The sequence below is a fragment of the Actinocrispum sp. NPDC049592 genome (assembly GCF_040675465.1).
Classification (GTDB): domain Bacteria; phylum Actinomycetota; class Actinomycetes; order Mycobacteriales; family Pseudonocardiaceae; genus Kibdelosporangium.
Genome location: NZ_JBFAPA010000008.1, coordinates 318,978 through 332,345, shown reverse-complemented (window position 1 = coordinate 332,345; position 13,368 = coordinate 318,978). Strand labels below are relative to the sequence as shown.

The 13,368-nt window shown below is 68.4% G+C and carries 8 protein-coding genes; 2 read left to right on the top strand and 6 right to left on the bottom strand.

Annotated elements, in window-relative coordinates; genetic code table 11:
- Positions 1-80 precede the first annotated feature (80 nt).
- Positions 81-1,526 carry an MFS transporter gene (locus AB0J95_RS22480; RefSeq protein ID WP_364760828.1) on the top strand — a complete coding sequence of 482 codons (1,446 nt, stop codon included), beginning with the start codon at positions 81-83 and terminating at the stop codon, positions 1,524-1,526.
- A 194-nt stretch (positions 1,527-1,720) separates the two neighbouring features.
- Here AB0J95_RS22480 and AB0J95_RS22475 read toward each other — a convergent pair whose 3' ends face one another.
- From AB0J95_RS22475 to AB0J95_RS22465, 3 genes are read right to left on the bottom strand one after another with little or no spacing between them, the layout of a single operon-like run.
- Complete coding sequence (locus tag AB0J95_RS22475) at positions 1,721-2,038, bottom strand: hypothetical protein (RefSeq protein ID WP_364760825.1); 318 nt, start codon at positions 2,036-2,038, stop codon at positions 1,721-1,723.
- Positions 2,038-3,180 carry an EndoU domain-containing protein gene (locus tag AB0J95_RS22470; RefSeq protein ID WP_364760822.1) on the bottom strand — a complete coding sequence of 381 codons (1,143 nt, stop codon included), beginning with the start codon at positions 3,178-3,180 and terminating at the stop codon, positions 2,038-2,040. The genes AB0J95_RS22475 and AB0J95_RS22470 overlap by 1 nt, the downstream gene beginning before the upstream one ends.
- Positions 3,177-3,545, bottom strand: a complete 369-nt coding sequence (locus tag AB0J95_RS22465; RefSeq protein ID WP_364760819.1) for a hypothetical protein — start codon at positions 3,543-3,545, stop codon at positions 3,177-3,179. The genes AB0J95_RS22470 and AB0J95_RS22465 overlap by 4 nt, the downstream gene beginning before the upstream one ends.
- A 219-nt stretch (positions 3,546-3,764) precedes the next feature.
- Between AB0J95_RS22465 and AB0J95_RS22460 the strand changes: the two genes are divergently transcribed.
- Positions 3,765-4,241, top strand: coding sequence for a cupin domain-containing protein (locus tag AB0J95_RS22460; protein WP_364760816.1), 477 nt, complete (start codon positions 3,765-3,767; stop codon positions 4,239-4,241).
- A 67-nt stretch (positions 4,242-4,308) separates the two neighbouring features.
- Here AB0J95_RS22460 and AB0J95_RS22455 read toward each other — a convergent pair whose 3' ends face one another.
- From AB0J95_RS22455 to AB0J95_RS22445, 3 genes are all read right to left on the bottom strand, one after another.
- Positions 4,309-5,310: a hypothetical protein gene (locus AB0J95_RS22455; protein WP_364760813.1), complete on the bottom strand. Its 1,002-nt coding sequence runs from the start codon at positions 5,308-5,310 to the stop codon at positions 4,309-4,311.
- A gap of 22 nt (positions 5,311-5,332) precedes the next feature.
- The gene (locus tag AB0J95_RS22450) at positions 5,333-5,650 is read right to left on the bottom strand and encodes a hypothetical protein (RefSeq protein WP_364760810.1); all 318 of its coding nucleotides are present in this window, start codon (positions 5,648-5,650) and stop codon (positions 5,333-5,335) included.
- Positions 5,651-5,734: 84 nt separating this feature from the next.
- Entirely contained in the window at positions 5,735-13,294 is a 7,560-nt protein-coding gene (locus AB0J95_RS22445) for a DNRLRE domain-containing protein (protein ID WP_364760807.1), read from the bottom strand.
- Between the last annotated feature and the right edge of the window lie 74 nt (positions 13,295-13,368).

The following is a 13,368-nucleotide window of genomic DNA, read 5'->3' as shown; positions in this document are numbered from 1 at the left end:
AGCCTGCCAACAGATCTGGATTAAGTCAATCAACTGACTTAATCTGTCCCTCAAGATCGTCGGAGCGAAGGGCGCCCCTCATGTCGCAAGTCCAAGCCGCACCGCCGCGGCCCAACGTGGTCGTGGCAGTGCTGGCCGTCGGCGGGATCGTGGTCTCGCTGATGCAGACCCTGGTGATCCCGCTGATCCCACGGCTGCCTTCGCTGCTCGGCGCCGCACCGGCCGACACCAGCTGGGTGATCACGGCGACCCTGCTCGCCGGCGCGGTCGCCACCCCCGTCGTCGGGCGCCTCGGCGACATGTACGGCAAGCGGCGGATGCTGCTGGTCAGCCTCGTTCTGCTGATCGCCGGATCGGTCACGGCCGCGCTGGCCTCGTCCCTGGTCCCGATGATCGCCGGGCGGGTGCTGCAGGGTCTCGCGGTCGGCGTCATCCCGCTGGGCATCAGCATCATGCGCGACGAACTGCCCGCCGAACGCCTCGGCGCGGCGACCGCGATGATGAGCTCCTCGCTCGGTGTCGGCGGCGCGCTCGGCCTGCCCGCCTCGGCGATCCTGATCGAGAACACCAACTGGCACATGCTGTTCTGGACTGCGGCCGGGCTCGGTGTGGTGGTGACCGCGCTGGTGCTGGCCTTCGTGCCCGAGTCCAACGTGCGCACCGGCGGCCGGTTCGACCTCGTGGGCGCCATCGGACTGTCGGCCGCGCTGGTCTGCCTGCTGCTCGCGATCTCCAAGGGCGCCGACTGGGGCTGGACCGACGGGCTGACGCTCGGCCTGTTCGCCGCCACCGTGGTCCTGCTGGTGCTGTGGGGCTGGTTCGAGCTGCGCACGCGCGGCCCGCTGGTCGACCTGCGGACCTCCGCACGCCGCCAGGTGCTCGTCACCAACCTGGCGTCGGTCATGTTCGCGTTCTCGATGTTCGCGATGTCGTTGGTACTGCCGCAAATCCTGCAGCTGCCCGCGGTCACCGGCTACGGCCTCGGCCAGTCCCTGCTGGTGACCGGTCTCGTGCTGGTGCCCTCCGGCCTGGTCATGATGGCGACCTCGCCGATCTCCGCGCGGATCTCCCGCGCCCGCGGCCCCAAGATCACGTTGATGCTCGGCGCGCTCGTGGTCGCCCTCGGCTACGCCGTCGGTGCCGTGCTGATGTCCGCGATCTGGCAGCTGCTGATCGTGTCCGCTCTCATCGGCGCCGGCATCGGCCTGGCCTACGGCTCGATGCCCGCCCTGATCATGGGCGCCGTCCCCGTCTCGGAAACCGCGGCCGCCAACAGCCTCAACACCCTCATGCGCGCCATCGGCACGTCGGTCTCCAGCGCCGTCGCGGGCATGATCCTCGCGCACATGACCATCTCGCTCGGCCCCGTCGCCATGCCGTCGCAGGACGGCTTCCGCCTGATCATGGGCCTCGGCAGCGGCGCCGCGCTCATCACGATCGCCATCGCCGCGTTCATCCCGAACCGCGGCGTCCGCCGGCGACCCGCGGTGAGCCGTCCGGACGAGATGGTGGCCGCCGCGCGGTAAGCCGATCGTCCACTGAGGACTTGGGTGGCCACCGCCGGTTCCTGGTGTGGAAACTCCGGCGTGGATGATGCGGTCGCGCCGCTGAAACGGTTGTTGCGCCGGGCAGGCCGCGCCGAGGACGCCCGGCGGATCCACGTTTCCGGTCTGGAACCCTGACGGTCTGGGGGTGGCGATGCCCCGGTCGCCCAAGGGCTTCAGTTCTGTTGCTCAAGCAGGGAACGGAGGCCGGCCAGGAGGGTGCGGAAGTCAGCGCTGGTGAGGGTGGTGCGGGCGCCGGTGTAGTGGTGCTCGATGGTGACTGTGTCGTGGTCGAGGCCTAGGTGGCAGACGTTGCCGGTGAACTGCCACGTACGGTCATGGCGGACGTGGTGCTCGATCAGCGCGAGCATGGTCTCGCTGGTGCCGATCTCGGTCTCGAAGAAGTCGTCGACAGCTGCCAGCGCCAGTGGCGCGGACACCTGTAGTTCGTCGTCGACGATGGTGAAGTGGACGTCGGTCGTGGCCTTGCTCATCAGCGCTTCCGTCGTTTTCGTATACCGCGAGGGTACGCCGTCACGATGTCGCAGAGGCGGGGCTCAGCCGGGCCGTGCTTGAGGTGGCCGACGATCTGAACTCCTTGGTATTCCCCGCGGAAGCGGCGGCTGGTGGGGTCGTAGCCGCCGGTCAGCATGGCGTCGCGGAAGGCGTGGCGAACGGCCTGCAGGACCTTGGCGCGCGACCAGGAGTCGGGGAAGAAGGTACTCGTCTTGACCTTGGTCGGCGTGGTGTGCGGGCCACTCACACGGGCCACGTAGACACCATGCGGGTCGGGCCCATCGATGATCCCGGCAACGCGTAGCGCGCCGCGATCAATACCGCCTTCGCGGTGGTGATAACCGGTGTCCTCCTGCTTGCTCGGCCGGTAGTGGCCGTCGAAGATGTGCTGGCTCAGGCGCGGTGACAACCGGTTCAACCCGTCCCAGCGCAACTGCTTGCGGATTTCCTTGACGGCGGCGGCCCAGTCTTGCAAGTCGTTGCGCAATGCCCTGGTATCGAAGAAGACTCGGGGCGCCTGGTGGCGCAACACCGTGCGCGCCATCAGGTTGGCAGGCATCGGCCGGGCCGGCCGCACGGTGGGAGCGGTGATCGGGAACGAGGCGGGCATCAGCTCGGCGGCGGTGAGCAGCGCGGTCGCCGACTCGTTGCCGACCGTGTCGAGCATGGCGAGCGCCCGGCGGTACGTGCAGACAGCCAGGGCGCGCTGATCGACGCGGACCGGTTCCGGCTCGTCGGCGCCGGTGATGACACCAGTGAGCTCGGCCTGCTGGGCCAGTGTCGGAGCGGGACTCGTGGTGCCGGATGGATCTTCCTTCTCGCTCAACGCGATCACCTCACCGGCCTGGCGTTGCGCCCAGGCGAGGGTGGCGGCGTAGGTGTCCAGCGCGATCGCAGCCTGGCCATATGAGTCGGCCATGGCCAAGAATCGCTTGGGCTGCTGCTCGAATCGCGCGTGAAACGCCTCGGCGGCCCGGCCGCACCAGCCGCCGTCGTCTATCGCGCGAAAGCCGCGGCCGACTTCTTCGCAGGTGCGGGCCATCCGGTTGTAGGAATCGGCCAGCAGCCAGATCTCCTCCGGGTCGCCTGGCACCAGGTCCTTGACGGTCTTGGCACTCATGGTGCGATACCCCCGAACCGGCCGGCGACGTCTTCGTCCCCCTGGCGATAGGACTTGACAGTTTCGGCGAGCCGATCGCGAATCGACTCCGCTTCGCCGGCCAGCCGCGCCAGACCACGCCGCTCCTGAGCGGCGAACTCGCGAACCGCCTCGGCCAACCGCCCATGCCCGAACACCTCGGCACCCGGGACATCGCGACTCGGTCCAGCCAGTTCGCCGGCCAACCGGTCGACCCGATCACGTGCCACACCAAGAGCATCGAGATCGACTGCGAACCCCTCCGAACTCACCCAGCCTCCCACCCAGGTCGTTACGGCGACGGGTACTTTACCCAATCCCGGTTCACTGGTGGGGAAGTTGGACACTTCTGGATCGTCGGCGTTTCCCTCGCACCGCGGCGTTGTCGCCGTCGTCGAAGCGCTGACGGTTCTGGCAGATGGCGAACAAGTCGCGGTGGCTCGAGGTGGTCAGTGGCGAGGGGGTATTGGCCTGATCGGGAAGGCGCCGATTGGCATTGGTGACGCGGCCGTCCGGCCGCATACAGTTCGGGCCGGTGCCGGGATCGAGTTGGAGGGCCAGCGGTCATGTCCTATCTGGGGGTCAGTGGTGAGATCAGCGCGAAGTTCAGCCCACTCGATGATCAGCCGCGGCTGAGGCGCCTGACGGGGGAGACGTTGTTCACCGCGCCCGGTTCGATGACCAATGGTGAGTTCGGGCTGTTCCGGTGGGACATGGACGCCACTGTGGGAGGTGCCGGCCTGCATTTCCACCGCACGTTCTCCGAGTCGTTCTACATCCTGTCCGGCACGGTCAGGCTCTTCGACGGCGCGAACCATGTCGATGCGACCGCGGGGGACTTCCTCTACGTTCCGCGAGGTGGCGTGCACGGCTTCGACAACGTCTCCGGGGCGGAGGCGTCGATGCTGGTGCTGTTCGCGCCGGGCGCGCCACGGGAGAGGTTCTTCACCGAACTCATCGAGATCCGCCAGGGTGGGCGCGAGCTCGCCCCGGACGAGTGGGCGGAGTTCTACGCGAGGCACGACCAGTACATGGTGTCCTGACCGGACGGACCGGACCGGCCAGGTCGTGGCCCTGACATCGCCACGCCCTGGCCGGGCCCGCCGTTCGTCAGGGGCGCAGAACCGTGAGGATCGGGGCGTTGCTCGGTTCTTCGTGGGTCACCGCGAACAACCGTTGGTGGTCTGGTGACCAGGTGAGTCCCCGGGGTGTCGACGTGCCGGGGAGGCTGGACGTGTCGACGGGGACCGTCCCGCCGATTCGGTAGATGGCGACGTCGTCGCCGGTGGTGTGGATGCCGGTGGCCAGCTTGAGGCCGTCCGGGGAGGCCGCGACGGCGTTCGGGTACGGGCCGGTCGCGTAACCGCCACGGCGGGACAGGTCGCTGGTGGCGAAGCCGTCGACCTGGTCACGGGAGCCCGCCGCGGTGAACAACGTCGTGCCGTCCGGGGAAAGTGACATGTCGGTGAGGTTGCTGCCGACCGCTCCGCCGGAGGCGCCGGCCGTCAGGGTGCCCGACTGGACGGTGAACACGTGCACGTTGGACAGGCTGAGCTCGAGCTGCCCGGCCACCAGCGGGCCGGAGCCTGCCGCGGTGACCAGCGGCGCCTTCTGGAACCTGGCGTCGCCTTGCTGGTCGAGTGCGACCGCGGGCGGGGTGGCCGCCGTGTCGAGCTTGCCGATGCGGCCGTTCCAGACGTCGTCGCAGCCGTAACCGAACCACACCACGGTATCCGTCCGCGCGAGATGGGTCGGGCAGGTCTGCGGCCCGGTCGGGAACCGTGCCGTCTCGGTCAGCCGCACGGTGTCGATCACCGAGATCGCGTCGCCGGAGGCGAGCGCGACGTACAACGTGCCGCTGTCCGCGCTGAGCGCCAGCCCGGTCGCGCCGAACTGGTTCGGCAGGGTTTTCTGCACCCGCCCGGACAGGTCCGTGACGACCACGCTGTTGTTGGCCGCTGCGCCGGTGACGTACGCGTGCTTGTGCACCTGGTCCACCACGAGATCGCCGAAATCGGTCAGCGGCAACGTGTTTCCGGTCGCGTGCGCCGTCGGCGCGAGCAGGACGGGGACGGCCGCGGCGGCCATCGCCAGGACGGTTCTTCGGATCACTGCTTTCCTCCCAGTAGTGTGATCAAGTCCGGCGGCGACGCCGGGCGGAGATCCAGGTCCAGATGGTGGTGACGACCGCGGCCACGGTGAGGCATACCCACAGCACGGCCCAGTCGCCGGGGCTCGCACTGCCATTGGGTCCGAAAACGGCCATCAGCAACACGATCGCGACCGCCGGTGCCAGGGTGTTGAACCCCGGCAGGCTGATGGCGGTGATGGCGACCGGGACGGCGAACGCCAGCCCGAGAAGGGCGGCGCCGCCGATGTCACCGTCCGACTTGAAGTAGGCGACCACCCCGGCCGCGATCACTCCGATGAGGACACTCACCAACCGCTTCATAGCCGCCTCAGCTCCCTGGCGCTGGTGCCCGTCCCGGAAGGCCGCCGCCGGACGTCGGCGGACCTTCCAGGACGCGGCCGCTGGTCAATTCAGCCCGAGCTTGTCCCCGAGCCAGTCCTGCGCCTTGCTGGTGCCCTCCTCGATGGGCTTCTCAAACTTCTTCACCACCGCCTCGCCGGCGATGCCGCCCACCGCGCCACCGACCAGGCCGCCGATGGCCGCGCCGACCGGTCCGCCGATCGCGCCGCCCGCGGCACCGGCCGCCGCGCCCGCGGCGATGCCCGAGCCGGACTCGATGCCGGTCTTGGCGGCCGCGGTCAGCGCCTTGTCGCCTTCGTTGTAGTGCTTGGCGAAGTTGATCGCGACCCCGGCGACCTGCAGGAACCGGCCGGTGAACTTCGCGCCCGGGCTCTCGGCGAACTTGTTGAACGCCTTGCTGCCCTTGTTCAGCGCCTGGCCGACCTTCGACTTCGCCTTCTCGGTGAACTGTTCGATGCCCTTGCCGAGGCCCTCGGCCACGCCCTTGGCGTTGTCCAGGCTTTCGTGCACGGCTTCGGCGGTGTCCAGGCCCTTGCCGAACGCGGCGCCGTGCGCGGCCTCCTGGAACTGGCTGCCCAGCTGTTTGGCCTTCTCGCCGATCTCGTTGGCCTTGTTCTGGGTCGCCTTGGCCACGTCGTTGGCCGCCTGACCGGCCTTGTTGGCGGTGTCGCTCGCGGCCTTGCCCACCGCGTTGGCCGCCTTGCCCGCCGCCTCACCGGCGGCGTTGGTAGCGCTCTTGACCGCGTCCCCGGCCTTGCCGAGCGCATCCTTGACCGCGTTGGTGGCCTTGTTGACGCCCTCCTTGATCGCATCGCCGATGCCGCCGAGGTCGGGCCAGTGGCCGTCGTACTCCACGAAGCTGACCGGGTTGCCGCCGGCGAGCGAGTACCGGTTCTGGGTCAACGGATCCAGCGCGAGCCCGAGGTCGGCCAGCGCGTTGCGGTAGGCGTCGCGTTGCTGGAACTGGCCGACGTTCGGCCCGTAGCGCCGGGCACCCATGTCGTAGCTGGCCGATCCGGCCGGTACCGGCGGTGTGGTGCTGGAGGCGACCGACCCGGAGTCCATCCGCCGCCCGGAGTACCGGTACGGGTTGACCGGCGCCTGGTTGTCGGTGTCCCCAGTGGACAGTGTCTCCTGGTCGTTGCTGTCGGCGTCGGAACCGCCGTAGGCGTCATAGCCGTACGAGGCCTTGACCTTGCCGCCCGCGCCGATCAGCTGCGACACCGAGCCCTGCACGTCGTGCGAGTAGGTGTACTTGTCCTCCTGGCCGGACGCGTTGTCCTTGTCTCCCATGGCGATCCGGTGACCGTAGGTGTCGTAGGAGAACGACTTGGTGCGCGGGTTGTCCCCGCCGCTCTGCTTCTCCTCGGTCACCTGCTTGGTCAGGCCCTGGTAGGTGAAGTCGGTGGTGCGGTCCTTGCCGCCGCCGTTGTGGTCCTCCTTCTCCTTGACCGTGCGGTCGAGCGCGTCGTAGCTGTAGTCGGTGGCATCGGTCTGCGCGCCACCGGCGAACTGGCGGGTGTTCAGCAGCCGGTCGAAGTTGTCGTAGGCGTAGTCGGTCACCACGTTCGGCGAGGCAGGCGCTCCACCGCTGCGGCTGCAGTCGCTGCCACTCCCGGCTTCGAGGGTCAGGCAGTCGAGGTTTCCGTTGGGGTCGTACCAGTTCTCCACGCTCACGCCGCCGAGGGTCATCTTGCGCAGCTGCGAGCCCTCGTACCGCTTGGTGATCTCCTCGCCCTTGTCGTTGTGCTCCGTGGTCACGTTGCCGGCGCGGATGGTGTTGTCCCCGTCGAGCTTGTCCGGCTGGTCGAGGTCATACGTGGTGACCTTGCCCTCGCGCTTCTGGTGGCGGGTCAGCTTGTCCCTGGCGTCATAGGTGTACTTGGCCAGGCACGTCGACGGGCCGACGCAGGTGGTGGCGTTCTTGCCCTCCGCGCGCTTGAGGATGAACCGGTCGGTGGTGCGGTTGCCGTTGACGTAGTTGCCGTTGTCGTCGAGGTAGCCGACGTCGTGCGACTCGGTCACCTCACCGGAACCGTTGCGGGTCACGAGGTTGCGCAGCTTGCCGTTGTCGAAGTAGTCCCACGTCGTGGTCTGCTGCTTCGGCCAGCTCGCCGGGTCGGCCGAGCACCCGTCGGCGGCCCGGAAGATCTCCTGCTGCCGCTGCCAGCCGTCACCCCAGAACGTCGTGGTGATCCGCTGGTCGTCCTTGCAGGCGCCGTCGGTGCCGAGATCCAGCTGCGAGGACAGCCAGTCATTGTCCCCATAGGACAGTTCGTGCCGGCGCGGCGCCTTGGTCTGGGTGCCCGCGTCGTTCTCCTCGCCGTTCTCCGAGCGGACGATCACGTTGCCGTTCTCGTCGTAGGAGTACGTGCTGAACCGCCACGTCGCCTCGCCGCGCTTGTGGATGCGGGTCTTGGCGATCTCGTCGAACCCGGTGTAGGTGTTCTCGGTCTCGGTCGGCTGTTGCTGGTCGGGGCTTTCGCTGCCGCGCGCGTCGACCGCCTTGGTCAGGTTGTCGTTGGCGTCGTAGGTGTAGGTGCTCGGCTGGCCCTGGAACTCCTGGCGGGTCCTGAGCTGCCCGTCGTCGAAGTAGGTCCAGTCGACCCGGCGCGCGGTGTCCGGCTGGCCCGGCGAGCCCTGCTGGTCCGGTGTCCGCGTCTGCTGCCAGCCCTGCGCGAGGTAGTCGAACCGGACGGTCGGGCCGGTGCTCTCCTTGGAGGTCCTGATCCAGCCGGGGTCGAAGTAGGTGGTGACCGTCTTCGCGGTGTCCCGCACGTCCGCCTTGTTCGGCAGCGAGACCGGCAGGCTGGTCCAGGCGACGTTGCCGTTCGCGTCGTACTCGTTGTGCACGTACTGCTTCTGCGTGCCGTCCGCGGCGTCCGACGGCAGGGTCACGCGGACCATCTGGTTGCGTGCGTCGTAGTCGAAGCTGGTCACGTAGTCGTTGAACGGCCCGGACTTCCCCGCGTCCGACCCGTGCGGGGAGACCTCGGTCTTGCGGTTGCCGTTGGCGTCGTAGGTGGTCCGGGTGGTCAGGTTGCGGCCGCCGTCGAACCTGGTACGAGTCAGCACCTGCAGGTCACGCTGGTCGAACTCGATCTCCTGGCGGGTACTGCGCCCGGGCGCGATGTCCCGTTCGTAGCTCACCACGTTGCCGTTGGCGTCGTAGGTGAACCGCTGTGCCATGCCGATCGGGTCGGTCTGGCTGACCCGCTGGTGGGCGGCGTCGTAGGCGTAGGTCGTGGTGAACTGGCCACCGGTGGCCGGGCAGGCCGCGCTGGTCGCCTTGGCTCGTGGTGAGGTCACCGACACCAGGTCGCCGGCGAGGTCGTAACACATGTGCGTGTACCGCGCCTGGCTGGTGTTCGCGCCGAACCGCACCTCGCGGGTGGGCCGGTCGAGCTTGTCGTAGCTGTAGACCGAGGTGTAGTCGTCCGGCACGGTCGCCGAGAGCACGCCCAGCGGCTTGGTCTGCTTCACCAGCCGGCCCGCCGCGTCGTACTGGAACGCGAACCGCTCACCGGCCGGGTCCACCGACTTGTCCGGGTTGGACACCACTACCGGCTGGTCCATGTTGTCGTAGGTCGCCGTGGCCGTCGGCCCCTGGGTGCCGGGCGCGTCCGCGTGGCCGTAGTGCGGGTCGACCCGCTGGACGATGTTGTCGTTGGCGTCGAACCGAACGCTCGACCAGACCAGCTGGCCGCGTTCGCTCGAGGTCGACTTCGGTGCGCTCTGCCGCTCCAGCCGGTGGAACGGGTCGTAGTCGAAGAAGGTCCGGTACGAGCGTTCGTCGGCGCCACTGTCGTTGGCGTGGTTGGGATCCTGCAGCCACCGCATCAGGCCGTCGGCGTCGTAGCCGAACTGCGTCACCTTGCCCAGCGGGTCGACCATCCGCAGTGGCTGGCCGGACGGGTCGTACGCCGGGTAACTGGTGCTGCCGCCGTTCGGATCCTTTTGTGAGGCAATGGTTCCCGGAGCCGCCGTGCCCGGACCGCTGTAGTTATAGTCGGTCACGGCACCGCTCGGATCGGTGACCGTGTCGAGGTTGTCGGCGCCGTCGTAGGTGTAGCGCCACCGGAAGTCGTCGGCCACCGGAGTCACTGTGCCCTTGGGCTTGGTGACGGTTTCCAGCAGCGACAAGTGCTTCGCCGGGTCGGCCGCATCCGCCTGCTTGTCGATGTAGGTCAGTTCGGTGCGTTGGTTGAGCTGGTCGGTCTGCGAGGTCAGATAGCCGTTGGCGTTGTAGGTGTACGAGGTCGCCCGTTTGGTCGGCTCGGTCACCCGGGAGACCTTGAAGTCCGGGGTCCACTCCACCGCGGTCGTCTCGTTGAGCGCGTTGGTGATGCTCAGCGGCTTGCCGTCGGAGTCGAAGCCGTACCGGGAAACCCGGTCCTCCGGCGCGAACACGGTGGTGACCCGCTTGTTCAGGTCGTAGTCGAAGGACGTGAGCTGCCCGTTGCGGTTGGCCCTGGTCTGCAGCCGCCACCGCTTGGACACGTCCTCGCTGGGGCTGTAGTAGTCGAAGCTGGTCTCGAACCCGCGGGGGTCACGGACGCTGTACACGCGGGTGGACTGGAACCTGGTGCGTGGATCCGGGTTCACCCGGTCGCCCGGCTTCTCGATCGCCGGATCGTCACCGCTGTAGGTGGTGTAGGTGAAGACGAACGACCGGTCGGGCACCACCGTGCCGGTGGGCGCGATGCCACCGGCCTGGGTGAGCCGCAACAGGTTTCCGTCCTCGTAGTAGGTGAAGTCCAGCGCGGAACCGGTGTGGTCGGTGATCCGCTGGATCTTGCCGCGGATGTTGGCTTGTTTGACCTCGTCGCGGCTGTAGTAGTCGATGGTGAACGCGCGCCCGCCGGGGTCCACCACGCGCCTGATCCGCTTGGCCGGGCCGAACAGGTCCTCCAGCGGCGGGACCTTCTCCAGCTCGTAGGTGGTCGTGTTGTTGTTGCGGTCGGTGACCGCGGTCGGGTAGCCGTCCTGGTCGAACCAGTAGGTCACCTCATCCGGCCGGGTCACGGCCCAATGCCGGTCGGGGGTGCTGTTCTTGAGCTCGCGCAGGTACAGGTTCACGCCGGGCGGTTCCTGCCAGCGGACCTGGCCGTTGGCGACCACGCGGTCGAACCGCAGGCGCGTGCCGTCGCCGTCGACCAGTTCGACGCCGTTGGCGAACAGCAGACCCGTCACCTCCAGCCGCTCGCCCAGCCGGGTGAGCCCGCCGACGGACAGCGAGAAGTTGTTGCCCGCCGGGCTCTTCGAGTGGTCCTCCAGCGAGTTGTAGGTCAGGTCGACCGAGGTCGACAGGCCGCGGCCGGGCGCGAAGAACGGCGACCAGCGCAGGATCCCGTTGCCGTTGAACAGGTTGGTCAGGCTCGTCATCCCGGCGCCGAGGTCCTCGGACTCGTACTGCCAGAACCGTTCCAGGCCGAGCATGTCACGCGCGTCCTTGACCAGGGCGACCTGGTGCGACACGGCCTCGTTGCCCTTGCTGGAGAACCAGGTCTTGCCGGGCACGTCGTACAGGTCCAGGCGCAGCTCGAACTTGCCCGCGTCCGCGCCCGGCGGCAGTTTCGGCGCCTGCACGGTCACCGGCACGGTCGCCGTCTGGCCGGGTGGCAGGGTCGGCGGCAGTCCTTGGTCTGCCTGCTGCTCCAGCAGAACGGCGCCGTTGTCGGCGATCCAGCGGTACCACAGTTGCAGGTTCTTGCCGTCCCAGGTGGTCTTGCCCTCGTTGGTGATCGATGCCTTGGCGCAGAACGCATCCGCCGGACAGTCGGCCGGCGGCGCCGCGGGCAGCATCGAGACCGGCGAGGTGGACAGCGACCGGCCCAGGCTGCCGGGGCTGATCCCGGTGACCGGGTCGGCCTTGCCCGCGTACGGATCCTGCACGGGCAGGGTCGGGCTGGCGTTCTGTTTCATCACCGGCGGCGCGTCGTCATCGGTCGTGGCCGGGTCGTTCACCGTCAGCTTGACCCGGTGGTCGTCGGCGGTGTCGTTGTCCAGCACCACTTTCACCGGGTCGGACAGCGGGGAGATCCGGCCGTCCAACGCCACCAGCCGGGTGGTGATCTCGTGTTCGCCGTCCTCCCAGGTGCGCAACGGGTTGAGGCTGTCCCACCGGTCGGTGCACTCGGCGCCGTCGGGGACCTGGCCGCAGTTGCGGGTCGAGGCGACCACGACACCGTCGACCAGGATCTGCATCACGTCGACGGGGACGAAGATCCCGTTGCCCCAGTCCCGTCCGGTGACCCACACGTCACCCCGGACCACGTCACCGGGCTTGGGCTGCTGGTTGTCCAGCTTGGTGGTGAACGGCTGGCGCACCTTCACCTTGGCCGGCGGGGAAGTCGTGCTGTTTCCGGCGTCGTCGAGCGCGACCGCGGTGATCGTCCGGTCACCTTCGACCAGCTTCGCCGTCACCTCGTATGGCGCCGTGGTGTCGCTGCCGACCAGGGCCCCGTCGACCTTGAAGTCCACCTTGGTGACCCGTGAATCGTCACCGGCGTCCGCGCGCAGGGTCGTGTCGCCGATTTCGGCCACGCTGTCCGGCGCGGGCGCGGTGATCGCCACGGCCGGGGCGAGAACCTGGGAGCTGTCGGAGAACGTGACATCGAGGGTCGGGCGGGCGGCGGTGTCCGTCGCGTCGTCCGAGGCGTAGTCCAGCCAGGTGTGCCCGGTGGCCGGGACCTTCTCGTCGACCGCCTTGACCAGCAGGCCGTGGTTGGGCGCCTGGCCGGCGACCCACTGCCGGACCACACCGGCGATGTCCACTGTGTCCTTACCGGCCGTGGTCCGTGACCTGGCGGGAATGCTCGCCACCAGCGCCGGGTCGGTGTCCACGCCGTCGGCCGTCCAACGCACACCGCCCTGCGTCTCCAGCCAGCTGGCACCGGATCCGTCGCACGAACCGGGGAACGCGGCTTTGCCCTCTTTCCAGTCACGCGTGATCCGCTGCAGGCTGGTGGCGCCGACCGGCGCGGTCGTCGCGCCGTACGACAACGACAGCGTGGCACTGGTGATCTGCGCGCCGACCGGGATGTCCCGCAGGTCGAACCGCACCAGTCCGCGATGCACAGTCCCATCGGTGTCCGCGCCCACTCGGAGGTGCGGCGCGGAACCGTAGTTGTTCCAGTCGGCACAGCCCTGTGGTGCGGTGGTGTCCTTCGTGACATAGGTCGCGGCACCGGAACCGTCGGCCGGTGTCACGACCACCCGGGCCTGACCGGCCGCGGTGGTGGTGATCGGCAGTTCGGGCGACACCGCGGTGCCGGTCACGACCTTGTAGCGGAACGTCTTCGCGGGCGCCGCCGTCGTGTCAGTCCACCGGGTGACCTCTCGATCGGTGATGGTGGTCAGCAAGGTGTCGGCCGACGGAGTGAAATTCGCGGTGGTCGACCGGTGCACCTGATAGCCGGTGAACCCGGCCGCGTCAGCGATGCTCCAGCGCAATTGGGCGCCATTCGCGCGAACCACACCGGGCGCCTGCATAACGACCGGTGCCGGCGCGGCATGAGTCACGCCTGCCGGTACCACGAGGCCGGTCGCGACAACGCAGAAGATCAGCAACAACGACCAGACCGAACGTCTTTCGGGCAGCACAGCAGAACGATTCGACACAGATCTACCCCCCAGCAGAAAAAGATCTTCCCCAGTCATCCGGCAAGAAAAAACAC